At 65.4% G+C, this 22,381-nt stretch carries 25 protein-coding genes and 1 pseudogene; 9 read left to right on the plus strand and 17 right to left on the minus strand.

Annotated elements, in window-relative coordinates; all coding sequences use genetic code 11:
• Positions 1–381 (plus strand): annotated as a pseudogene (locus tag HXX15_RS06880) (hypothetical protein); the annotation flags it as partial.
• A gap of 76 nt (positions 382–457) precedes the next feature.
• On the opposite strand, the gene leuC reads toward HXX15_RS06880, so the two are convergent.
• The 6 genes from leuC to ffh all read right to left on the minus strand — a co-directional run bounded on the left by leuC (position 458) and on the right by ffh (position 6,149).
• Positions 458–1,876, minus strand: a complete 1,419-nt coding sequence (gene leuC / locus HXX15_RS06885; protein ID WP_296514048.1) for a 3-isopropylmalate dehydratase large subunit — start codon at positions 1,874–1,876, stop codon at positions 458–460.
• Positions 1,877–2,241: 365 nt separating this feature from the next.
• Positions 2,242–2,637: a 50S ribosomal protein L19 gene (gene rplS / locus HXX15_RS06890; protein ID WP_296514050.1), complete on the minus strand. Its 396-nt coding sequence runs from the start codon at positions 2,635–2,637 to the stop codon at positions 2,242–2,244.
• Between the two features lie 113 nt (positions 2,638–2,750).
• Complete coding sequence (gene trmD, locus HXX15_RS06895) at positions 2,751–3,476, minus strand: tRNA (guanosine(37)-N1)-methyltransferase TrmD (RefSeq protein ID WP_296514054.1); 726 nt, start codon at positions 3,474–3,476, stop codon at positions 2,751–2,753.
• Positions 3,477–3,678: 202 nt separating this feature from the next.
• The gene (gene rimM / locus HXX15_RS06900) at positions 3,679–4,209 is read right to left on the minus strand and encodes a ribosome maturation factor RimM (RefSeq protein WP_296514057.1); all 531 of its coding nucleotides are present in this window, start codon (positions 4,207–4,209) and stop codon (positions 3,679–3,681) included.
• 9 nt (positions 4,210–4,218) lie between these two features.
• Complete coding sequence (rpsP, locus tag HXX15_RS06905) at positions 4,219–4,551, minus strand: 30S ribosomal protein S16 (protein WP_296514060.1); 333 nt, start codon at positions 4,549–4,551, stop codon at positions 4,219–4,221.
• 44 nt (positions 4,552–4,595) lie between these two features.
• Positions 4,596–6,149: a signal recognition particle protein gene (ffh, locus tag HXX15_RS06910; RefSeq protein ID WP_296514064.1), complete on the minus strand. Its 1,554-nt coding sequence runs from the start codon at positions 6,147–6,149 to the stop codon at positions 4,596–4,598.
• A 201-nt stretch (positions 6,150–6,350) separates the two neighbouring features.
• On the opposite strand from ffh, the gene HXX15_RS06915 reads away from it, so the two are divergent.
• The 3 genes from HXX15_RS06915 to HXX15_RS06925 all read left to right on the plus strand — a co-directional run bounded on the left by HXX15_RS06915 (position 6,351) and on the right by HXX15_RS06925 (position 8,127).
• Positions 6,351–6,653 carry a type II toxin-antitoxin system prevent-host-death family antitoxin gene (locus HXX15_RS06915; RefSeq protein WP_296514066.1) on the plus strand — a complete coding sequence of 101 codons (303 nt, stop codon included), beginning with the start codon at positions 6,351–6,353 and terminating at the stop codon, positions 6,651–6,653.
• The gene (locus HXX15_RS06920) at positions 6,654–7,061 is read left to right on the plus strand and encodes a type II toxin-antitoxin system VapC family toxin (protein ID WP_296514069.1); all 408 of its coding nucleotides are present in this window, start codon (positions 6,654–6,656) and stop codon (positions 7,059–7,061) included.
• Positions 7,062–7,155: 94 nt separating this feature from the next.
• On the plus strand, positions 7,156–8,127 hold the full coding sequence (locus HXX15_RS06925) for an MBL fold metallo-hydrolase (protein WP_296514073.1): 972 nt from the start codon (positions 7,156–7,158) through the stop codon (positions 8,125–8,127).
• 66 nt (positions 8,128–8,193) lie between these two features.
• On the opposite strand, the gene HXX15_RS06930 is transcribed toward HXX15_RS06925, so the two are convergent.
• Positions 8,194–8,901 (minus strand): SIMPL domain-containing protein, encoded by a 708-nt coding sequence (locus tag HXX15_RS06930; RefSeq protein WP_296514076.1) that lies wholly within the window; start codon positions 8,899–8,901, stop codon positions 8,194–8,196.
• Complete coding sequence (locus HXX15_RS06935; RefSeq protein WP_296514078.1) at positions 8,901–9,668, minus strand: GyrI-like domain-containing protein; 768 nt, start codon at positions 9,666–9,668, stop codon at positions 8,901–8,903. Before HXX15_RS06935 ends, HXX15_RS06930 begins: the two co-directional genes overlap by 1 nt.
• Positions 9,669–9,880: 212 nt before the next feature.
• On the opposite strand from HXX15_RS06935, the gene dapF reads away from it, so the two are divergent.
• Positions 9,881–10,753 (plus strand): diaminopimelate epimerase, encoded by an 873-nt coding sequence (gene dapF, locus HXX15_RS06940; RefSeq protein WP_296514081.1) that lies wholly within the window; start codon positions 9,881–9,883, stop codon positions 10,751–10,753.
• Positions 10,753–12,006, plus strand: coding sequence for a tRNA (N(6)-L-threonylcarbamoyladenosine(37)-C(2))-methylthiotransferase MtaB (gene mtaB, locus HXX15_RS06945; protein WP_296514083.1), 1,254 nt, complete (start codon positions 10,753–10,755; stop codon positions 12,004–12,006). Before dapF ends, mtaB begins: the two co-directional genes overlap by 1 nt.
• A gap of 16 nt (positions 12,007–12,022) precedes the next feature.
• Here mtaB and HXX15_RS06950 read toward each other — a convergent pair whose 3' ends face one another.
• Both HXX15_RS06950 and HXX15_RS06955 read right to left on the minus strand, forming a co-directional pair.
• Positions 12,023–12,511, minus strand: a complete 489-nt coding sequence (locus tag HXX15_RS06950) for a hypothetical protein (RefSeq protein ID WP_296514086.1) — start codon at positions 12,509–12,511, stop codon at positions 12,023–12,025.
• Positions 12,511–13,248 carry an RluA family pseudouridine synthase gene (locus HXX15_RS06955; protein ID WP_296514088.1) on the minus strand — a complete coding sequence of 246 codons (738 nt, stop codon included), beginning with the start codon at positions 13,246–13,248 and terminating at the stop codon, positions 12,511–12,513. Before HXX15_RS06955 ends, HXX15_RS06950 begins: the two co-directional genes overlap by 1 nt.
• A 28-nt stretch (positions 13,249–13,276) precedes the next feature.
• Here HXX15_RS06955 and ftsY point away from each other — a divergent pair, with 28 nt between their 5' ends.
• Positions 13,277–14,224, plus strand: a complete 948-nt coding sequence (gene ftsY, locus HXX15_RS06960) for a signal recognition particle-docking protein FtsY (protein WP_296514091.1) — start codon at positions 13,277–13,279, stop codon at positions 14,222–14,224.
• Entirely contained in the window at positions 14,221–14,838 is a 618-nt protein-coding gene (locus HXX15_RS06965) for a septation protein A (protein ID WP_296514094.1), read from the plus strand. The genes ftsY and HXX15_RS06965 overlap by 4 nt, the downstream gene beginning before the upstream one ends.
• 84 nt (positions 14,839–14,922) lie before the next feature.
• Here HXX15_RS06965 and HXX15_RS06970 read toward each other — a convergent pair whose 3' ends face one another.
• The 7 genes from HXX15_RS06970 to ccmA all read right to left on the minus strand — a co-directional run bounded on the left by HXX15_RS06970 (position 14,923) and on the right by ccmA (position 19,315).
• On the minus strand, positions 14,923–15,294 hold the full coding sequence (locus tag HXX15_RS06970; protein WP_296514097.1) for a helix-hairpin-helix domain-containing protein: 372 nt from the start codon (positions 15,292–15,294) through the stop codon (positions 14,923–14,925).
• 134 nt (positions 15,295–15,428) lie between these two features.
• Positions 15,429–16,430: an MBL fold metallo-hydrolase gene (locus HXX15_RS06975; RefSeq protein WP_296514099.1), complete on the minus strand. Its 1,002-nt coding sequence runs from the start codon at positions 16,428–16,430 to the stop codon at positions 15,429–15,431.
• A 24-nt stretch (positions 16,431–16,454) separates the two neighbouring features.
• Positions 16,455–17,042, minus strand: a complete 588-nt coding sequence (locus HXX15_RS06980; RefSeq protein ID WP_296514101.1) for a DsbE family thiol:disulfide interchange protein — start codon at positions 17,040–17,042, stop codon at positions 16,455–16,457.
• Complete coding sequence (gene ccmD, locus HXX15_RS06985) at positions 17,039–17,218, minus strand: heme exporter protein CcmD (RefSeq protein ID WP_296514103.1); 180 nt, start codon at positions 17,216–17,218, stop codon at positions 17,039–17,041. The genes HXX15_RS06980 and ccmD overlap by 4 nt, the downstream gene beginning before the upstream one ends.
• Positions 17,218–17,952: a heme ABC transporter permease gene (locus tag HXX15_RS06990; protein ID WP_296514106.1), complete on the minus strand. Its 735-nt coding sequence runs from the start codon at positions 17,950–17,952 to the stop codon at positions 17,218–17,220. Before HXX15_RS06990 ends, ccmD begins: the two co-directional genes overlap by 1 nt.
• 95 nt (positions 17,953–18,047) lie before the next feature.
• Positions 18,048–18,716, minus strand: coding sequence for a heme exporter protein CcmB (gene ccmB / locus HXX15_RS06995; protein ID WP_296514109.1), 669 nt, complete (start codon positions 18,714–18,716; stop codon positions 18,048–18,050).
• Positions 18,713–19,315: a heme ABC exporter ATP-binding protein CcmA gene (ccmA, locus tag HXX15_RS07000; protein ID WP_296514111.1), complete on the minus strand. Its 603-nt coding sequence runs from the start codon at positions 19,313–19,315 to the stop codon at positions 18,713–18,715. Before ccmA ends, ccmB begins: the two co-directional genes overlap by 4 nt.
• Positions 19,316–19,529: 214 nt before the next feature.
• Between ccmA and acnA the strand changes: the two genes are divergently transcribed.
• Positions 19,530–22,247, plus strand: coding sequence for an aconitate hydratase AcnA (gene acnA, locus HXX15_RS07005; RefSeq protein WP_296514114.1), 2,718 nt, complete (start codon positions 19,530–19,532; stop codon positions 22,245–22,247).
• The last annotated feature ends 134 nt before the right edge of the window (positions 22,248–22,381 follow it).

The following is a 22,381-nucleotide window of genomic DNA, read 5'->3' on the forward strand; positions in this document are numbered from 1 at the left end:
GCATTTCACGGCGGCGGATTCCGGGGCGGCGGCGCGGTTCTCGGCGGCGGCTTTCGCCCCGGGTTCCGCGGCGGCGCGATCTATCGCGGCGGCGGCTTGCGCTACGGCGCGCCGATCTTTCGGCCGCACTACGCGCCGGCCCGGCACTACGGCTATCGCCGCCACCACTTCCGGCCGCGCTACTATGGCTACGCTCCGTATTACGGTTACACCCCGTATTACGACTACGCGCCGCGCTACTATTATCCGCGCCGGTCCTGCCGAATCGTCTTCACCTATTACGGCCCGCGCCAGATCTGCCGCTACAAGCCGTGGCGGCATCACTTGCACCGTCATCACCACCACCGGCACCACCACCACGTCCGGCGGGTGTATTATTGAGCTCTGACCGATTGCCGAACGGAAACAGGCGCCCGATGGGCGCCTGTTGTTTGTGTTCGAAGCTCAGCAACGTGGCTCAGCGCCACTCCCTGATATCGACGAAGTGCCCGGCGATCGCCGCCGCCGCCGCCATCGCCGGCGACACCAGATGGGTGCGGCCCTTGAAACCCTGACGGCCTTCGAAGTTACGGTTCGAGGTCGAGGCACAGCGCTCTTCCGGGGCGAGCTTGTCGGGATTCATCGCCAAGCACATCGAGCAGCCCGGCTCGCGCCATTCGAAGCCGGCCTTGATGAAGATCTTGTCGAGACCTTCGGCCTCGGCCTGTTCCTTCACCAGCCCGGAACCCGGCACGATGATGGCGTTGACGTGGCCGTTGACGGTCTTGCCCTCGGCCACTTTCGCCGCCGCGCGCAGATCCTCGATCCGGCCGTTGGTGCAGGAACCGATGAACATGCGATCGATCTTGATGTCGGTGATTTTGGTGCCCGCGGTCAGCCCCATATAAGCCAGCGCGCGCTCCTTGGAGAGCCGCTTGGCTTCGTCGGCGATGTCGGCGGGGTTCGGCACATAGCCCGAAATCGACACCACGTCCTCGGGGCTGGTGCCCCAGGTCACGATCGGCGGCAAGGCTGCGGCGTCGAGCCGGATCTCGTGATCGAAATGCGCGCCCTCGTCGGAGCGCAGCGTTTCCCAGTAGCGCATCGCCGCGTCCCAGGTGGCGCCGGTCGGTGCCATCGGGCGGCCCTTCAGATAGGCGTAGGCTTTCTCGTCCGGCGCGATCAGTCCGGCGCGGGCGCCGCCTTCGATCGACATGTTGCAGACCGTCATGCGGCCTTCCATCGACAGCGCGCGGATTGCATCGCCGGCATATTCCAGCACATAGCCGGTGCCGCCGGCGGTGCCGATCTCGCCGATGATGGCGAGGATGATGTCCTTGGCGGTGACGCCGTCCGGCAAATCGCCTTCGACGTTGACCCGCATGTTCTTGGCCTTCTTCTGGATCAGCGTCTGCGTTGCCAGCACGTGCTCGACTTCCGAGGTGCCGATGCCGTGCGCCAGCGCGCCGAACGCGCCATGGGTCGAGGTGTGGCTATCGCCGCAGACGATGGTGGTGCCGGGCAGAGTAAAGCCCTGCTCGGGGCCGATGACGTGGACGACGCCCTGGCGCTTGTCGTGCTCATTGTAATAGGTGACGCCGAATTCGCGGGCGTTCTCGGCCAGCGCGGCGATCTGCTCGGCGCTTTCCGGATCGGGGTTGGGCTTGCTGCGATCGGTGGTCGGCACGTTGTGATCGACCACGGCCAGCGTCTTCTCCGGCGAATGCACTTTTCGTCCGGTGGTGCGCAGCCCTTCGAACGCCTGCGGGCTGGTGACTTCATGCACCAGATGGCGATCGATGTAGAGCAGGCAGGTGCCGTCAGCGGCCTCGTGGACCAGATGGTCGTTCCAGATCTTGTCGTACAGCGTGGTCGGCTTGGATGTTGAATCGGACATGAGCTTGAACCTTGGTTCGGAATCGAAATGGGAGCGACGAGCACGCGGCGAGCGCGGTGCGCTCAAGCCGTCAGCGCAGCCGTCGTCAGCCGGCCGAAAAACCGCCATGGCAGGCGGATGCGGTCGTCGAGCACGATGCGTGCGATGATCTGACGCTCTGGAAACATTCCATCCATATAGCACGAAGCGGCAGCACGACAACGCTTCGGCTCGTCATTGCGAGCGAAGCGAAGCAATCCAGAAGTCACAAGCAGAAACTGGATTGCTTCGTCGCTTCGCTCCTCGCAATGACAGCTCCTGCGGCGCCCAACAAAAAAGCGCGGCTTGCGCCGCGCTTTTCCGAAAACTCTGCTGCGCTGCCGAAATTACTCGGCGGCGGTGGCGGTGACCTTAGCCGGACGCTCGGACTTCTTCTCGACGATGCGCGCCGACTTGCCGCGCAGATTGCGCAGGTAATACAGCTTGGCGCGACGCACCTTGCCGCGGCGCACCACCTTGATCGAGTCGATCATCGGGGACAGCAGCGGGAACACGCGCTCGACGCCCTCGCCGTAGGAAATCTTCCGCACGGTGAAGCTTTCATTGATGCCGCCGCCGGAGCGGCCGATGCAGACGCCTTCATAGGCCTGCACGCGGGAGCGCTCGCCTTCGACGACCTTGACGTTGACGATCACGGTGTCGCCGGGCCCGAACTCCGGAATTTCCTTGCCGGCGGAGAGCTTGTCGAACTGCTCTTTTTCGAGCGTCTGAATGAGATTCATTGCAATTCTCCATCGGCGGCGCGCCCAGCCATCCCGGCGCGGGCTGCGCGAAGATCCACTTATCCTGCCATTGCACGGATTTGGCGCTGCTATACGGCAAAGCTGACGGCTTGTCACCCGTCCGTCGCGTTTTTTGGCGGTTTTTGCCGAGGCGGCGTCGGCCGCGCCGCCCAGAGGTCCGGCCGGCGGGTCCTGGTCAGCGCCTCGGCCTCGGCCTGGCGCCAAGCCGCGACCCTGGCATGGTCCCCGGAGGTGAGGATTTCCGGGATCTCGCGGCCTTCGAACAGCTGCGGGCGGGTATATTGCGGATATTCCAGCAATCCGGCGGAGAAGCTCTCGTCGGTTCCGGATTCCAGCCTGCCCATCACCCCGGGCAGCAGCCGGACGCAGGCGTCGATCAGCGCGAGGGCGGCGATTTCGCCGCCGGACAGCACGTAGTCCCCGATCGAGACCTCCTCGAGCCCGCGGGCATCGATGACGCGCTGGTCGATGCCCTCGAACCTTCCGCAGACGATCAGCGGCCCCGGCCCCGCCGCCAGTTCCGACACCCTCGCCTGGGTCAATGGCCGACCGCGCGGGCTCATCACCAGCCGTGGCCGCTCCGCACCGGCGCCAGCGGCGTCGATCGCAGCCGCCAGCACGTCGGCGCGCAGCACCATGCCGGGGCCGCCGCCGGCCGGGGTATCGTCGACGCTGCGGTGTCGGTCAGTGGCCGAGTCGCGGATGTCCCGCGCCTCCAGCGCCCACAGCCCGGCCGCCAGCGCCCGCCCCGCCAGGCTGATGCCGAGCGGCCCCGGGAACATCTCGGGAAACAAAGTGAGGACGGTGGCGCGCCACATATTTGAGATGCCTTGCAAACAAACCGATGCGTCATACGCGGGCTTGACCCGCGTATCCATCTTCTTCGCGAAATGATGGATCGCCGGGCCTTCGCCGCGCCGAAGGGGCTTCGGCCCCGCAGGCGGGTCAAGCCCGACGATGACGGATGAATGTGATACGGCGTCGTGCGCTAAGCCGCACCCGGGACACGATGAACCTGCCTCAGCTCTCCGCCTGATCCGGGCCGTCGCCCTCGATCTCCGCCGGCAATTCGATCACCACCCGGCCGCCGGCCAGATCGACCGTCGGCACCACCGCGTTGGTGAACGGCAGCAGCAGCGTCGAGCCGCTCGGCGGCGCGATTTCGATGATGTCGCCGGCGCCGAAATTGTGAACCGCGATGACGCGACCTATCGGCTGGTCGGCCGTGGTAACGGCGGCGAGCCCGATCAGATCGGCGTGGTAGTATTCGTCGTCGTTGGTCGCGGGCAATTTATCGCGCGCGATGTAGAGCTCGACGCCGTTGAGGCGTTCGGCGTCCTCGCGACTGGCGACGCCTTTCAGCGTCGCCACCAGATGGCCGTTGGCCTCGCGCGCCGTCTCAACTTCGAACGATCGCGCGCCATCCTTGGTCAGGACTGGGCCATAGTCCCGCACCGCCATCGGGTCCTCGGTGAAGGTCCACAGCTTCACCGCGCCGCGCACGCCATGCGGCGCGCCGATCCGGGCGACGCAGATCTGCCCGGCCGGCATCAGCCGGCCTTACTTCTTCGCGGCGGCTTCGGCGGCGGCCTTGCGCTCCTTGCGCGGCACGGCCTTTTCCGGATTGTTGCGCGGCGCGCGCTTGGCAACGCCGGCGGCATCGAGGAAACGCGCGACGCGGTCCGATGGCTGCGCGCCCTTGGCGAGCCAGCCCTTGACCTTGTCCATGTCGAGCTTCAGCCGCAGCTCATTGTCCTTGGCCAGCAGCGGATTGAAATGGCCGAGCCGCTCTATGAAGCGACCGTCGCGGGGGAAGCGCGAGTCGGCGACGACGACGTGATAGACCGGGCGCTTCTTGGTGCCGGCGCGGGCGAGGCGGATGACGACTGACATTGAGTTCTCCTGGTGAACGTTTCAAAAGAGGTGGGTGATCGGGATTATTTCTTCTTGCCGAAGCCGGGAAAGCCACCAAGGCCAGGCAATTTCGGCATGCCGCTGAGACCGGTGAGGCCTGGCAGTTTCGGTAATCCGGAGCGCAGGCTGGGCGGAAGATCCTTCGGCAGCTCCGGCAACTGACCGCCCGGCGGCAAGCCGCCCGGCATCTTCTCGGCCATCGCCTTGATCTGTTCGGCCGACGGCAACCCGCCGCCAAAGCCCATCGCTTGCGCCAGGCCGGCCATCGGGCCGCCCTTGCCGCGCCCCACGGCCTTCATCATGTCGGCCATGTTGCGATGCATCTTCAGCAGCTTGTTGACTTCCTCGACCTTCAGCCCGGCGCCCGCGGCGATCCGCTTCTTGCGGCTGGCCTTGAGAATGTCGGGATGCTTGCGCTCCTGCCGGGTCATCGAATCGATCACCGCGATCTGGCGCTTCAGCACCCGGTCGTCGAGGCCCGCGGCGGCGATCTGGTTCTTCATCTTGGAGATGCCGGGCATCATGCCCATCAGCCCGCCGATGCCGCCCATCTTGGTCATCTGCTGCAACTGATCGCGCATGTCGGTCAGATCGAACTGGCCCTTGCGCATCTTCTCGGCGACGGCGGCGGCCTTCTCGGCGTCGAGATGCGAGGCGGCCTTCTCGACCAGCGACACCACGTCGCCCATGCCGAGGATCCGGCCGGCGATCCGGTCGGGGTGAAAATCTTCCAGCGCGTCGGTCTTTTCGCCGGTGCCGATCAATTTGATCGGCTTGCCGGTGACCGCGCGCATCGACAGCGCGGCGCCGCCGCGGCCGTCGCCGTCGACCCGCGTCAGCACGATGCCGGTCAGCCCAACGCGTTCGTCGAACGAGCGCGCCAGATTGACCGCGTCCTGGCCGGTCAGCGAGTCGGCGACCAGCAGCACTTCGTGCGGGGTGGCGACGGCTTTGATCTCGGCGGCTTCCGCCATCATCTCGTCGTCGAGCGTGGTTCGGCCGGCGGTGTCGAGCAGCAGCACGTCGTAGCCGCCGAGCTTGGCGGCTTCGAGCGCGCGGCGCGCGATCTGCGCCGGCTTCTGACCGGGAACGATCGGCAGCGTTTCGATCTGAAGGTCGCGGCCGAGCACCGCGAGCTGCTCCATCGCCGCCGGACGATAGACGTCGAGCGACGCCATCAGAACTTTACGCTTGTCGCGCTGGGTCAGGCGGCGGGCGAGCTTGGCGGTGGTGGTGGTTTTGCCGGAGCCCTGCAGGCCGACCATCATGATGGCCACCGGCGGCACGGCGTTGAGGTCGATGGTCTGGCCTTCGGAGCCGAGCGTGGCGATCAGCTCGTCATGGACGATCTTGACCACCATCTGGCCCGGCGTCACCGACTTCACCACGGTGGCGCCGATCGCCTGCTCGCGGACCCGTTCGGTGAAGCTGCGCACCACGTCGAGCGCGACGTCGGCCTCAAGCAGCGCGCGACGCACTTCGCGCATCGCCAGATCGACGTCGGCCTCGGACAGCGAGCCGCGCCGCGTCAAGCGGTCGAGAATCCCACCCAGTTTTTCCGACAGATTGTCGAACATCGGCACAAACCCAGACAACGGCCTCAGAAAGGCCTGCACAAACCAATATCGCGCCCGAGGGCGCATCGCGCTGTCGGGCGTTGACCTCCGGCCTCTTGGGCCGGGCGGCGGGTCGAAAAGAAGACTTTTCGAGATTGGCCGGATCAATACGCCGACTGAGGCCTGAGTTCAAGCTCTGCAGCATCGACCCCATCAGCCAGCTTGACGCTGGCTGGCCATCTGCTAGTTTTAACCGGTCAAATTGACCGGTTGAAACTCATGAAGCAAATTCAAGCGTCAGAAGCCAAAGCGAAATTCTCCGAATTGCTGGATCAGGTGGAGCAAGGCGAGACAATTGCGATCACGCGTCACGGCAAGGTGGTCGCGCGTATTGCGCCGCCCGAGAACCGGCGTCCCGCCGACGTCGTGCAGGCGATCGAAGAGCTCAAGGAGTTGCGCAAAGGCTCGGGACCGGTGACGATCGAGGAAATCCTTGCTTGGCGCGATGAGGGGCGGCGCTTCTGAATGACGTTCGTGCTCGACGCCTCCACTGCGGTGGCTTGGTGCTTTGACGAGGCGAACCCGATCGCCGACTTTGCCCTGGATCTTGCCAAAATGATCCAGCCATCAGCGCCGGCTATCCTATGGTTTGAACTTCGGAACGCGGCACTCGTCGGGATCAGGCGTGGGCGAATCACGGCGGACAGGACTGTGGACCTGCTGGCTCGTATCGAGCGCATCCGAATCGAGATCTCCCCGTTGCCGACGGCGCCCGGCGCAATCTTCGCGCTCGCAAACCGCCATCGCCTGAGCTTCTACGATGCCGCCTATCTGGAACTGGCGCAGCGCGAAGGAATAGCGCTGGCGACGCTGGACCAGGCGTTGGCCCGCGCAGCGCGGGCCGAAGCCGTGCCGCTGATCGGCGCGGCATGATTAGGCCAAACCCTTGATTGCACGTCGGAGAGTTCTGAACTTGCTGGCATGGCTTGGCGCCACGGCCGGCCTCCCAACCTTCTGGATCTCCCGCATGGCGAACTACACCGGCCCGGTCTCGGACCATTTCGACGGCACGCGCTTCTTCGATCCCGACGGGGCGGAGCCCAAAGGCGTCGGCGAAGTGCTGCGCTGGCGCTTTACCCACAAGCCGGCGAAATGGCCCGAACGGGCGCCGAGCCACGTCGACACGCCGCCGCCGCGCGTCGATGGCGGCAGCGTGCGACTGTCCTATGTCGGTCATGTCAGCTGGCTGATCCAGAGCGCGAGCGTCAATATCCTGGTCGATCCGGTGTGGTCTGATCGTGCCTCGCCGTTCTCCTTCGCCGGGCCTAAGCGGGTCAGCGCGCCGGGCATTGCCTTCGATACGCTGCCGCCGATCGACGTGGTGCTGGTGTCGCACGGCCATTACGACCACCTCGATCTGGCGACGCTGTCGAAGCTCGCGGCGAAACATGCGCCGCGCGTCATCACCCCGCTCGGCAACGACCTCACCATGGCCTCGCATGACGAGGCGATCCGCGCCGAAGCGTTCGACTGGCACGACCGCGTCGAACTCGGCTCCGGCCTCGCGGTGACGCTGGTGCCGACGCGGCACTGGACCGCACGCGGGGTGTTCGATCGCAACAAGGCGCTGTGGGCGAGTTTTGTGCTGGAAACGCCGGCGGGCAAGATCTACGTCGTGTGCGATTCCGGCTATGGCGAGGGCAAGCATTTTCGCCGCGTGCGCGATGCCCATGGCCCGCTACGGTTGGCGCTGCTGCCGATCGGGGCATACGAGCCGCGCTGGTTCATGAAGGACCAGCACATGAACCCGTCCGACGCCGTGAAGGCACTGGAAGACTGCGGCGCCGAACAGGCGCTGGCGCATCACCACGCCACGTTCCAGCTGACCGACGAGGCGATCGACGCGCCTCTCAAGGCGCTGCATGCGGCGCTCGACCACGCCAACATTCCGCGCGAACGATTTGCCGCATTGCAGCCCGGGCAGGTCATGGAAATCTGACGAGCCCGGCGCCAGCTCTGTGACGCGACATGAAGAATGCCGCACGGCGTCCAGGACACCGTGAGATTACTGCCCCGCTGGCTTGATCGCCCAGCTGACGTTGACCGATACGCTTAGCGTTTCCTCGCCGGGCGCGACCGCAGCGGAGGCGGCCATGCCTACGGCCATCTTGCGGTATGCCAACGGGCCGGGTCCGCCGCCCTCCGATATGCTGAGCGGCGCGCCCAGCGCCACGCCAGCGGCACGGGCGTAGATGTCCGCCTTGCGTTTGGCGTCCGCGATCGCCTGGGTGCGAGCGTCGTCGAGCAACTTCGACGCCGAGGCGACCATGAAATTGATGCCGCCGATCTCGTTGGCACCGGCACCGACCATGGTGTCGATCACACTGGCGAGTTTGGCGACATCGCGAAGCTTGACGGTGACGTGGTTCGACGCGCGGTAGCCGGTCAGCACGTTCGGGCCCGACTGAGTCCGATTGGCATATTGCGGCTGCAGCGACAGCCGCGAGGTCTGCAGATCCTTGCCGTCGATGCCGGCGTTCTTCAGCGCCAGTAGCACCTTGCCCATCTCGATATTATTGGCCTCCGACGCTTCGCGCGCGGTCCTGGCCTCGGTGGTGACGCCGCCATCGATGGTGGCCTGGTCGGGAGGCACCGAGACGCTGGCCTCGCCAGTCACCGAAATCGCCGGCGGTGGCGCGGTCTGCGCCAGCGCAGGCACGGTCCCCAGCATGGCCGACGCCAAAGCGGCGGCGATCAGAGCGCGATGCGTCATCATTTCAGCGGCACATAGACGTTGATCACCAGCTTATCCTCGGCGGTCTTCAGCGGGTCCGTGATGTATTCCTCGAGGAAGGTATCCTTGGCCTCGAGCTTCTTGTCGTCAAGGTGATTGGTGATCGCCTCATAGGTATTGTCCATGTTGTCGTAGGAGCCGCGATGGACGAATTTTAGCGCCTTGCCCTCGGGCGATTTGCCGATGCTGATGTTCTTGGCCAGATTCTTCGGCTCCTGGGCAACCGGAATTTCCGCCAGGAAGGTGAACCCGGCATCGTCGGTCGAGGTGTAGACGATCATCGGATTGCCGGCGGGCTTGATCCCCTGCTTGTCGAGCAGCGCCGTCAGCGTCTTGAATGAATCGGTCAGGGTCTCGAACGCGGCATCCCAGGTGGCATTGTTGCTGAGGATCAGCACGGTCTTCGGCTCCAGCGTGATTTGCTCGCCGAAAGGATCGGCGGCCTGCACCGGCGCCGGGGTTGCGGGCGGCGCGGCTGGGGCGGGGGACGCGGCGGGAGCCTGCGCCGCTGCCGGCGGTGACACCGGCGTTGCAGCTGCGGCCGGTGGTGCCGCGGGAGCCGGCGCAGGGGTTGGCTCGGGAACCGCTGCGGCAGGCGGAGCCGGCACTGGTGCGGTCGGCGTATCCGCGACCGACGGCGCCGCAGGGGGTGGCGATTGCGCCCACGCATCGGCGATGCCGAGCGACATCGCGGTCGCCGGGATCAGCCCGAGCAACAGCAAGCGAACAGAACGGGGGCGGTTCATTTCCAAGGTCTCCATGGCCGTATCCGGCCGTTGCGATCCGCGGCGCCCTGCAAACACGCAACGTCCGTGACCACGTTAACACGCAGCTTCGGTTTTCGTCCCCTGCCAGATCGGGCATCAGGTTGCGCCGTTGGTCGAGGCCCGCCGACACAGATTTGCCGTACTGGCCAAAGCGCCGACATTCGCCATATAAGTTCGGCAAGGACAGGCTCATGAGCGCGCTGGCAAATCGCCATTTCAGCAAGATGAACGGGATCGGCAACGAGATCGTGGTGGTGGATCTGCGCGACCACCCTGCGACGGTGACCGCCGACGACGCCCGCGCGGTGGCGGCGCCGAATGCCGTGCCCTACGACCAACTGATGGTGCTGCAGCCACCGCGGCTCGCCGGCACCGACGCCTTCATCCGGATCTACAATAATGACGGCTCGGAGTCCGGCGCCTGCGGCAATGGCATGCGCTGCGTGGCGCGGCAGTTATTCGCCGCGACCGGCAAGTCGGCGATGACGTTCGAGACCAAGGCCGGCCTGCTCAACACCTGGCAGGGGCCTACGCCCGAACTTTATACCGTCGACATGGGGCCGCCGAAATTCGGCTGGCAGGACATTCCGCTGGCGGAGGAGTTCCGCGATACCCGCTCGATCGAATTGCAGATCGGCCCGATCGACGCGCCGGTGCTGCATACGCCATCGGTGGTCAGCATGGGCAATCCGCATGCGATCTTCTGGGTCGACGACGTCGAGGCCTACGACCTTGGCCGGTTCGGGCCGCTGCTGGAGAATCACCCGATCTTTCCGGAGCGCGCCAATATCACGCTGGCGCATATCGTCGATCGCGATCATATCACGATCCGGACCTGGGAGCGTGGCGCCGGGCTCACCAAGGCTTGCGGCTCGGCGGCCTGCGCCACCGCAGTGGCAGCGGCGCGGTTGCGGCGGACCAACCGCATTGTGCAGGTCACGCTGCCCGGAGGCGACCTCACCATCGAGTGGCGCAAAAGCGACGATCACGTGCTGATGACCGGCACCGCCACCTTCGAATTCGAGGGCCGGTTCGATCCTGCGTTGTTCGCGTCCGTGGCCTGATGGCGGTCGAAATCGTCACCTTCGGCTGCCGCCTCAATGCGTTCGAATCCGAGGTGATCCGCCGCGAGGCCGAGGGCGCCGGGATCGCCGACGCCATCGTCATCAACTCCTGTGCGGTTACCAATGAAGCGGTGGCGCAGGCCCGCCAATCGATTCGCCGACTGAAGCGCGAGCGGCCGGACGTAAGGATCGTGGTCACCGGCTGCGCCGCGCAGACCCAGCCGCAAATGTTCGCCGACATGATCGAGGTCGACCGTGTTGTCGGCAATGACGACAAGATCCGCGGCGCCGCCTGGCGCGCGGCCCGCGCCGCATTCGATGCCGATGACACGCAGAAGATCGCGGTGGCCGACATCATGGCGGTGCGCGAGATGGCGCCGCATCTGCTCGACGGCTTCCAGAGCGGGTTGCCGCGGGTGTTCGTGCAGGTGCAGAACGGCTGCGATCACCGCTGCACCTTCTGCATCATCCCGTTCGGCCGCGGTAATTCGCGTTCGGTGCCGATGGGCGCGGTGGTCGATCAGGTCCGCGCGCTGACCGAACGCGGCCACGCCGAGATCGTGCTGACCGGCGTCGATCTCACCAGCTACGGCGCCGACCTTCCCGGCGCGCCGACGCTCGGCGCGCTGACCAAACAGATCCTGCGCCACGTGCCGGAATTGAAGCGGCTGCGGATCTCGTCGATCGATTCGATCGAGGCCGACAGCGATCTGCTCGACGTCATCGCCAACGAGTCGCGGCTGATGCCGCATCTGCATCTGTCACTGCAATCCGGCGACGACATCATCCTGAAGCGAATGAAGCGGCGGCACAGCCGCCAGCATGCGGTCGACTTCTGCTCCGAGTTGCGCCGGGTGCGCCCGGACATCGCCTTCGGCGCCGACATCATCGCCGGGTTTCCGACCGAGACCGAGGCGATGTTTGCGCGCTCGCTGGACCTGGTCACCGAATGCGACCTCAGCTTCCTGCACGTGTTTCCGTATTCGCCGCGGCCTGGCACGCCGGCGGCGCGGATGCCGCAGGTCGATGGCAACGTAATCAAACAGCGCGCCAGGCGACTGCGCGACGCCGGCGAAGCGGCACTACGGCGGCGGCTCGAGGCGGAGATCGGCAAGACCCGGGCGGTGCTGATCGAGAGCACCACGCTGGGCCGCACCGATCATTTCATTCCGGTGGCGATCGTCGGCGACACTCCCGGCGCGGTGCGGACGCTGCGGATGGCCGGGCATGACGGGCAGCGGCTGACGCTTTGACGGCGATGGCCCGGCGTCATCTGATCCGATAGCCGGCATGGCAGGCGACGCATTGCGCGGTGACCGCCGCCAAGGCCGCGAGCGCCGGCTTGCTGTCGCCGGTGACCGCGGCGTCCTTGACCGCGATGGCGAACCGGCTGGCGGCGCGGTGCATTCCGGTGCCGGCGTCCTGCATTCCGGCCGGCATGAATGGCGCGACGTCGTGGGCGCCGTGAAGGGTCAGCGACGACATCCCAAGCCGGGCTTCGGCGATGCTCGCCGCCTCGTCGAGCTTGTCTTGCGCGATCGCGCTTTGGATTTCCTGAAGCGCCGCCAGATGATCGCGCATATTGGCGAGCATCGGCCGAACGAGATCGTCCGGCATCTGCACCAGCTCGCGGCTGTCGCTCTCCGGCGCCGCGCCGTGATGGTGCATGTGGCCTTGATGTTGCGCCATCGCGAACGGCATCAGCGGCCCGGTCAACGCCAAAATCATCAGGCTTTTCAATGCAATCGCTCGACGCATCAGGTCGCTTCCTCGCTGTCTTGGGTCCACCCGCAGACCATGAGCCGTTGCCGAAGATGCGGCGGGACCGGTGCGGTGACCACGACCGGCGGCTTGTTGCGCGACAGTGGGATCACGATCTCGCGGGCATGCAGATGCAGGGTCGGTTCGCCGAACCGCGGTCCGCTGCCGTAGATATTGTCGCCGACGATCGGCCAGCCCATCGCGGCGCAATGCACCCGCAATTGATGGGTGCGGCCGGTCACCGGCTCCAGCGCCATCCAGGTCAGACCGTCGCCGCGCCCCCGCACGGTCCAGTTCGTCACCGCCTTTTGGCCCTCGGGGTCGACCTTCTGCCACCAGCCGCGTTCGGCGTTGAGCCGCCCGAGCGGCAGATCAATGGTGCCCTGGTCCTCTACCGGGCCGCCCTCGACCACGGCCCAATAGGTCTTGGAAATCCGGCCGTGTTTGAACAGCAGCCCCAGCGACGCGGTGGCCTTGCGGTGGCGGCCCAGAACCAGGCAGCCGGAGGTATCCCGATCGAGGCGGTGGGCGAGCACTGGCGGCCGCGGCAGGCCGTAGCGCAGAAAATCGAACGAGGATTCCAAATTGGCGCCACCCTTGGGGCCGCGATGCACCGGCATTCCGGCCGGCTTGTCGATCACCAGCATCAGCCCGTCGCGATACAGCACCCGGGCCAGCATTTCATCCGCGGTCAGTTCCGCGCTGTCGGTTCGTTCGGGATGACTTTCGCTCATGGCGTGAAACCGCTAACACAGCCCCATCATGAACGACACGACTGAAACCAAAAAGCCGAGCTGGTGGCGGCGGCTGTCCGGCGGGCTGAAGCGGACCTCGAGCTCGATCGGCAACGCGCTGGCCGAGTTCGTGTCCAAGCGCAAGCTCGACAAGGCGATGCTCGAGGAGATCGAGGACGTGCTGCTGCGCGCCGATCTCGGCACCGAGGTGTCGGCGCGGATCGCCGCCGCGGTCGGGGTCGGGCGCTACGACAAGATGATCTCCGCCAATGACGTTAAGGAAATCGTGGCCTCCGAGGTTGAGAAGGTGCTGGCCCAGGTGGCGCGGCCGCTGGTGATCGACGCGGTCAAGAAGCCGTTCGTGATTCTGATGGTCGGCGTCAACGGCTCCGGCAAGACCACCACGATCGGCAAGCTGGCGGCGAAATTCACCGGCGAAGGCCGCAAGGTGATGCTGGCCGCCGGTGACACCTTTCGCGCAGCTGCCATCGAGCAGCTGAAGATCTGGGGCGAGCGCACCAAGTCGCCGGTGATCGCCGGCGCGCAGGGGGCAGATTCGGCCAGTCTGGCATTCAACGCTGTGACCGCGGCGAAGGACGACGGACGCGACGTGTTGCTGATCGACACCGCCGGCCGGTTGCAGAACCGCAAGGAACTGATGAACGAGTTGGAAAAGGTGGTCCGTGTCATCCGCAAGGTCGATGCCACCGCGCCGCACGCGGTGCTGCTGGTGCTGGACGCCACGGTGGGACAAAATGCGCTGTCGCAGGTCGAGGCGTTTGCACGCACCGCTGGCGTCACCGGCCTGGTGATGACCAAGCTCGACGGCACGGCGCGCGGCGGCATTCTGGTGGCGCTGGCGGAGAAGCACAGACTGCCGGTGCATTTCATCGGCGTCGGCGAAGGGGTCGACGATCTCGCGCCGTTCACCGCGCGGGACTTCGCGCAGGCGATCGCGGGGACCGAAGCCACATGACCGACAGCCTGCTCGAAAAGAACAAGCCGCATCCGCTGTTCAAGCTCGCCACCGAGCTCGGGCCGCTGCTGATCTTCTTTTTTGTTAATTCGAAATGGAATCTGTTCGCCGCCACCGGCGCCTTCATGGTCGCGGTGACGGTCGCGATGATCGCTTCCTATGCGGTGACGCGGCACGTGCCGATGATTGCGATCGTCACCGCCATCGTCGTGCTGGTATTCGGCACGCTGACGCTGGTGCTGCACGACGAAACCTTCATCAAGATGAAGCCGACCATCGTCTATTCGCTGTTCGGGGCGATTCTCGGTGGCGGATTGCTGTTCGGCAAATCGTTCATCGCAATCATGTTCGACCAGATGTTCAACCTCACCCCGCAGGGCTGGCGGATCCTGACGCTGCGCTGGGCGCTATGGTTCTTCGCCATGGCGGTGCTGAACGAGACCATCTGGCGCACCCAGTCGACCGAGTTCTGGGTGGCGTTCAAGGTGTTCGGCATGGTGCCGCTGACCATGCTGTTCGCCTTCACCCAGATGCCGCTGATCAAGCGCCATCACCTGGAGCCGGCGACGCTGGAAGCCGCCGACAGTGAGCGCGGCGATATCAGCAAAGGCTGATTGGCGAGTTCTCGAAGCACCCTGACGACAAACGCACCGGCGTGGGTGCGCCGGTGCGTTATCGAATCATGTAATGACGATCGCTCAGCTCTGCTTGGCGATGATCTTGGCCTTGATGCCGTCATAGGTCTTCTGCGGCAAGATCTTCTTCTGCACCAGCTCATCCTTGCCCTTGTAGGGGCGACCCTTGATGATCGCGGCCGAATAGGCCTTGCCGACGCCGGGCAGCGCTTCGAGCTGTTCGGCTGTCGCCGAATTGATGTCCAGCAGTTCGGCCTTCGGCGCAGGGGCCATCTTGTCGGATGTGGCGGCGGGAGCGGCCTTCGGCGCCGGCGCCATCTTGTCGGACTTGGCAGCAGGGGCGGGCTGCGGCGACTGCGCCATCGCCGGCGCGGTAGCAAGAAAGCCGAGTGCAAGCGCGGCGGCGGTCAGCGAGGCAAGCGTGAAATGACGCATGGGTTAAGTCCCTCCAAGGACGTTGTTAGTAACGCCAACGAGGTAGCTTCCGATTCATGGCGGCGCAATGGCCGCAAAATGAACGGCAGATAAAAGCCAGTAATTATTTCGGGGCTGGACCGCGATGGGTCTGGTCAGCGCGCGGGCGCGGGGAGCCCCGCGAGCGGATCGAAAGCGGTCCACGCCTCCGGCAGCTTGACGTCGACGCCGGCCTTGGCGCCCTCGGCGGTCAGGAATCTCATCGACGTATTCATGTCGTCGAGCAGGATCGGAATCGGTTGCAGCGGCTGATCCAGCGGCCGATTGAAATCGTCCCAGTGAATCGGCACGACCCGACGCGCCCCGGTCTGTGTGATCAATTCCCGCCAGTAAGCCCCCATATAGGACGACGATTGCTTGCCAAGTTGGCCGATGCCAAGAAACACCACGTCGGCATGGCGGCCATCGAACGAACCCGGAACGAACCCGGCGCTGGCGTTGATCAACAGCGCCTTGCCGTCGCGTTCGATCAGCACGGCGAAGCTGGTTCCTTCGCGATAGGCGTTGGCGTGCACCGGTGGGACCAGCGGCGCGGTGATCTCGCCGCCGGTGAACGGGGACGGGACGTGCCGACTTTGCAATAACGTCACCTTGAAACGGCCGAAGTTCATCGTGTCGCCTGGCCGGCGGATCGCGATACGATCTTCCGGCATGCCCCAGCCGCGCCCGACATTGGCGGTGGATTCCGAACCGACCAGCAGCGCACCGGTCTGCAACGCCACCTCGGGCGCGTCCATGGCGTGGTCGTAATGCGAATGATTGACGATCACCGCCGCCAGCCGGTCGATCCCGGCGCGCTGCAAGCTGGCCTTAATGACCGCCTTGTCCGGGGCGATCTTCTCCAGAAACAGTTGGCGCGAATTCGGCCGGGTGAAAAAACCGTCGAGCAGGATCTTGGTCTCGCCGTCGTCGAACAGCAGCGTCGAGACGCCGAGGAACGTCACCCGCAACGGAGACGTCGATCTCACGTCGGTATCCGGCTTGCCGGCGACAAAGGCCGCGATGTCGGGGCGGTGGGTCAATCCGTAATAGACGTAGCCGGCGGCACCGATCAGCAGCAGCGCGATCGCCGCGCCGATCCGGATGACGTATTTCATGCGAATTCTCCGAAGAAGCGTCGGTTAAGGGGCTGCCCGCAACGCTTTTTCGATCTCGACCTTGAGCACCTTGTCGAGGTTATCCGGGCTCACCGGGCCGACCAATTTGTAGGCGATGGCGCCGTCGCGGCCGACCACGAAGGTTTCCGGCACGCCGTACACCCCCCATTCGATCGAAGCGCGGCCGTTGCCGTCGACGCCGACCACCGAGAACGGGTTGCCGTAGCGGCCGAGGAAGCGCCTCGCATTGTCGGGCTTGTCCTTGTAGTTGATGCCGACGATCTGAATCCGTTTGTCCTCGCTGAGCATCGTCAGCAGCGGTGCCTCGTCGTGACACGGCACGCACCACGACGCCCAGACGTTGACGACGCTGACCTTGCCCTTGAACTGCGCCGGGTCGAGCCCCGGGACCTGGACGTCGTCGCGGTTGAGGCCCTCCAGCGCCGGCAGCGCGGTGGGCGGCGCCGGGCGCCCGATCAGCGCTGAGGGGATACGCGAGTGGTCGCCGGCGCCGAGGCCGAAATAGAAGATCGCCGCCAGCGCGGCGAAGATGATCACCGGCAGCGCCATCAGCCAGGGTCGGCGGGGTGCGGGAGTGGCCTGATCGCTCATGAGATATCCGTCGCACTCTTGCCGGATCGACGGACCGCCCCGGCGGCTTCGAGGGCGCGTAGCCGCGCTTTCTGGCGCCGGTAGTCGAACCCGACCCAGCCGATCAGGATCGCCACCACGATGGCGACCGCCGCGTAGGACCACACGATGAAAGACGCGTAGGGACCGAGCGCCATCAGACCGACCCGGCCCGGCTGGCCTGCATCATCTGCAAGGTGCGGACGCGGCGACGCAGGATCTCGTTGCGCATCGCCGCCAGATGCAGCGTGACGAACAGCAGCGAGAACGCGATCGCCATCACCAGCAGCGGGATCAGGAAGGACTTGTCCAGGGCCGTTCCGCCCATCCGCATCACCGAGGCCGGCTGGTGCAGCGTGTTCCACCAGTCGACCGAGAACTTGATCACCGGCAGGTTGATGGCGCCCACCAGGGTCAGGATCGCGGCGGCGCGAGCGGCGCGCGAGGGGTCCTCGACCGCGCGCCACAGCGCGATCAGCCCGAGATACATCAGAAACAGGATCAGCATCGAGGTCAGGCGAGCGTCCCATTCCCAATAGGTGCCCCACATCGGCCGGCCCCACAGCGAACCGGTGAATAGCGCCAGGAAGGTGAACGCCGCGCCGATCGGCGCCGCGGTCTTGGCGGCGACGTCGGCCAAAGGATGCCGCCACACCAGCGTGCCGAGCGCGGCAAGACTCATCACTCCCCAGACGAACATCGACAGCCAGGCATTGGGGACGTGGACGAACATGATCTTGACGGTGGCGCCCTGCTGGTAATCGTCCGGCGCCAGCGCCGACTGGATCAGGCCGAGCGTCAGCAGGCACGCGGTCAGGCCGGCCAGCCACGGCAGAATCCGCGTGGTCAGCGACAAGAACCGGGTCGGATTGGCGAGGTCGGTCAGGCTCATGGCATTCCTGATAGTCGCAGCGGCCGGTGCAGGCAATCCGGGCACCCTAGCGTCACACGCGCTCCGCGAGAGTTGATCGAGATTAAACCCGGCACTCAATCCTGCCCGTGACGCAGGCTGGCCGCTGCGGCAAATGGTCCGATCACCATGCTGGCCAGCGACAGCGCACACAGGATCGAGAACGGCGTGCCGAACGGAACCGGCCCGGAAATCGCCGCTTGCGACGCCGCCACCCCGAAAATCAGCACCGGAATCGACAATGGCAGCACCAGCACCGCCATCAGCAGCCCGCCGCGATGCAGCGTCACCGCCAGCGCCGCCCCGATCATGCCGGTGAAGGTCAGCGCCGGGGTTCCGGCCAGCAGCGTCAACATCACCGCCAATGACGCCGTCCCGTCGAGATTGAGCAGCAGACCGAGCACCGGCGTGGCGACGATCAGCGGCAGGCCGGCGGCCAGCCAATGCGCCAGCGCCTTGGCGGCGCAGGCCAGCTCCAGCGGGGTCCGGCTCATCACGATCAGATCGAGCGAGCCGTCCTCGGCGTCGGCCATGAACAGCCGGTCGAGCGTCAACAGGCTGGCGAGCAGCGCCCCGAGCCAGAGCACCGCGGGACCGATTCGCGCCAGCAGCTTGAGGTCCGGCCCGACCGCGAACGGCATCAGCACCACCACGGTGAGAAAGAACAGCACCCCGATCAACGCGCCGCCGCCGACGCGCAGCGCGATCCTCACGTCGCGGCGGATGATGGAACCCAGCGCGCTCACGCGCCTCCCCCGATTTGCAACTCGCGCGCGGCGATGCCTAGCGGCGTGTGGGTGGCGGCGATGATCAGGCCGTCGCGGTCGAGATGGTCGGTCATCAGGCCGGCGAACATCTGTTGTCCGGCGGCGTCGAGCGCCGAGGTCGGCTCGTCGAGCAGCCAGATCGGCCGGCGCACCGCCAGCAGGCGGGCAATCGACAGCCGCCGTCGCTGCCCGGCCGACAGATATGCCGCCGGCAGATGCGCGGTATGGGAAAGCCCGACCGCCTCCAGGCTGATTGCCGGATCGGTCGCCTCACCGCCGAGGAAGTCGCGCCAGAACGACAGGTTTTCTGCGACGCTCAGCGACGGCTTCAGCGCGTCGCGGTGGCCGAGATAATGCGCCTGCTCAGCCACCGGCAGGTCGTCCTCGCCGCCCGACAACTCGATCGAACCGCCAGCCAGCGTCAGCAGGCCGGCGACCAGCCGCAGCAGCGACGTCTTGCCGGCGCCGTTGTGCCCGACTACGGCGACCGCCTCGCCGCTGGCGGCCTCGAAATCGAGACCGGCAAAGACTTCGCGGCCGCCCCGCACACATTTAAGCCCGCGTCCCGAAAGCCTCATCTTTGAGCATTCCCCGGCCCGGAAGGCGGCCGCGATAATTACAATCGGCGCCGCTGCGTATGATTCTCGAACTGGCGGCGCATCTGGAAAGATTCTATAAGCCGGAACTTGATGCAGCACACAATCGGCGCCTGCAAGCCAATAGGCTCGCCCCCACTGAGGTGCCTTGATACCCATTCGCCATCTGAAGAACGAAAAATCGGGACCGCCTCACATGACCTCGCTCGACAGCTTCAAATGCCGCAAGACCCTCAAGGTCGGCGCCAAGTCCTACATTTATTACAGCCTGCCCACGGCCGAAAAGAACGGCCTGAAAGGGATTTCCCGGCTGCCTTATTCGATGAAGGTGCTGCTGGAAAACCTGCTGCGCAATGAGGACGACCGCACCGTCAAGAAGGCCGACATCGTCGCGGTGGCGAAATGGCTGAAGAAGAAGGCGCTGGAGCATGAAATCGCATTCCGCCCGGCGCGGGTGCTGATGCAGGATTTTACCGGCGTTCCGGCGGTGGTCGATCTCGCGGCGATGCGCAACGCCATGCAGGCGCTCGGCGGTGACGCCGAAAAGATCAACCCGCTGGTGCCGGTCGATCTCGTCATCGACCATTCGGTGATCGTCAATTTCTTCGGTGACAACAAGGCGTTCGGCAAGAACGTGGTCGAGGAATACAAGCAGAACCAGGAGCGCTACGAATTCCTGAAATGGGGCCAGAAGGCGTTTTCGAATTTCGCCGTGGTGCCGCCCGGCACCGGCATCTGCCATCAGGTCAATCTCGAATACCTCGCCCAGACGGTCTGGACCCGCAAGGAGAAGATGACCGTCGGCAAGAAGAAGGGCACCTTCGAGGTGGCCTATCCGGACACGCTGGTGGGCACCGATTCGCACACCACCATGGTCAACGGCCTTGCCGTGCTGGGCTGGGGCGTCGGCGGCATCGAGGCCGAAGCCGCGATGCTCGGCCAGCCGCTGTCGATGCTGCTGCCGGAAGTGATCGGCTTCAAGCTGAAGGGCTCGCTGACCGAAGGCGTCACTGCCACCGATCTCGTGCTCACCGTCACGCAGATGCTGCGCAAGCAGGGCGTGGTCGGCAAGTTCGTCGAGTTCTACGGCCCCGGCCTCGACCATCTCTCGGTCGCCGACAAGGCCACGATCGCCAACATGGCGCCGGAATATGGCGCCACCTGCGGCTTCTTCCCGGTCGATGCCGAGACCCTCGGCTTCCTCAAGACTTCCGGTCGGGCCTCGGCGCGGGTCGCGCTGGTGGAGAAATACGCCAAGGCGCAGGGCCTGTTCCGCACCGCCAAATCGCTCGACCCGGTGTTCACCGCAACCTTGACGCTCGATCTCGGCGACGTGGTGCCGTCGATGGCCGGACCGAAGCGGCCCGAAGGCCGCGTCGCGCTCCCGGCGGTCGCCGAAGGTTTCGCCGCCGCGATGGCGAGCGATTACAAGAAGGCGCTCGACGGTCACCGCTATGCGGTCGAGGGCAAGAATTTCGATCTCGGCCATGGCGACGTGGCGATCGCGGCGATCACCTCCTGCACCAACACCTCGAATCCGAGCGTGCTGATCGGCGCCGGCCTGCTCGCCCGCAACGCCGCGGCCAAGGGCCTCAAGGCCGCGCCGTGGGTGAAGACCTCGCTGGCGCCGGGCAGCCAGGTGGTCGCCGAATATCTCGCCAATTCCGGGCTGCAGAAGGACCTCGACAAGGTCGGCTTCAACCTGGTCGGCTTCGGCTGCACCACCTGCATCGGCAATTCCGGACCGCTGCCGGAAGAAATCTCGAAGTCGATCAACGACAACGGCATCATCGCGGCGGCGGTGCTGTCGGGCAACCGCAACTTCGAGGGCCGGGTGTCGCCGGACGTGCAGGCCAACTACCTGGCCTCGCCGCCTTTGGTCGTCGCTTACGCGCTGGCCGGCACGGTGACCAAGAACCTCAGTGTCGATCCGATCGGCATCGGCCGCGACGGCAAGCCGGTGTACCTCAAGGACATCTGGCCGACGACGAAAGAGATCAACGCCTTCATGAAGAAGTTCGTCACCGCGGCGATCTTCAAGAAGAAGTACGCCGACGTGTTCAAGGGCGACACCAACTGGCGCAAGATCAAGACCGTCGACTCTGAGACCTACAAGTGGAACATGAGCTCCACCTATGTGCAGAACCCGCCTTACTTCGAAGGCATGAAGATGGAGCCGGAGCCGATCGTCGACGTCGTCGACGCACGGATTCTGGCGATGTTCGGCGACAAGATCACCACCGACCACATCTCGCCCGCCGGCTCGATCAAGCTGACCTCGCCGGCCGGCAAGTATCTGTCCGAGCATCAGGTCCGCCCGGCCGACTTCAATCAGTACGGCACCAGACGCGGCAATCACGAGATCATGATGCGCGGCACCTTCGCCAACATCCGGATCAAGAACTTCATGATGAAGGGCGCCGACGGGAATATTCCGGAGGGCGGAATCACCAAGCACTGGCCCGACGGCGAGCAGATGTCGATCTATGACGCTGCGATGAAGTACCAGGCCGAGCAGGTTCCGCTGGTCGTGTTCGCCGGCGCCGAATACGGCAACGGCTCGTCGCGCGATTGGGCCGCCAAGGGCACAAGGCTGCTCGGCGTCCGCGCCGTGATCTGCCAGAGCTTCGAGCGCATCCATCGCTCCAACCTGGTCGGCATGGGCGTGCTGCCGCTGACCTTCGCCGAAGGCGAGTCGTGGCCGTCGCTCGGGCTGAAGGGCGACGAGACGGTGACGATCCGCGGGCTGCAGGGCGACCTGAAGCCGCGCCAGCAATTGACCGCGGAAATCGTGTCCGGTGACGGAACATTGCGCCGGGTCTCGTTGCTGTGCCGGATCGATACGCTCGACGAGCTGGAATATTATCGTAACGGCGGGATCCTGCACTACGTGCTGCGTCGACTCGCGGCGTAAGGCGAATCCGGACATATTGCCTCACCTTGAAGTGAGTGGCAGGTGATTGGAAGGCGGCCTATGCAAGGGCCGCCTTCTGGCTTTTGAAGGCTTGTATTTGGTGCGGCAGGGCAGGTCCTTCCGCCGGTCCGGTG

The sequence above is a fragment of the Rhodopseudomonas sp. genome, from assembly GCF_013377015.1.
Taxonomy (GTDB): Bacteria; Pseudomonadota; Alphaproteobacteria; order Rhizobiales; family Xanthobacteraceae; genus JARJEH01.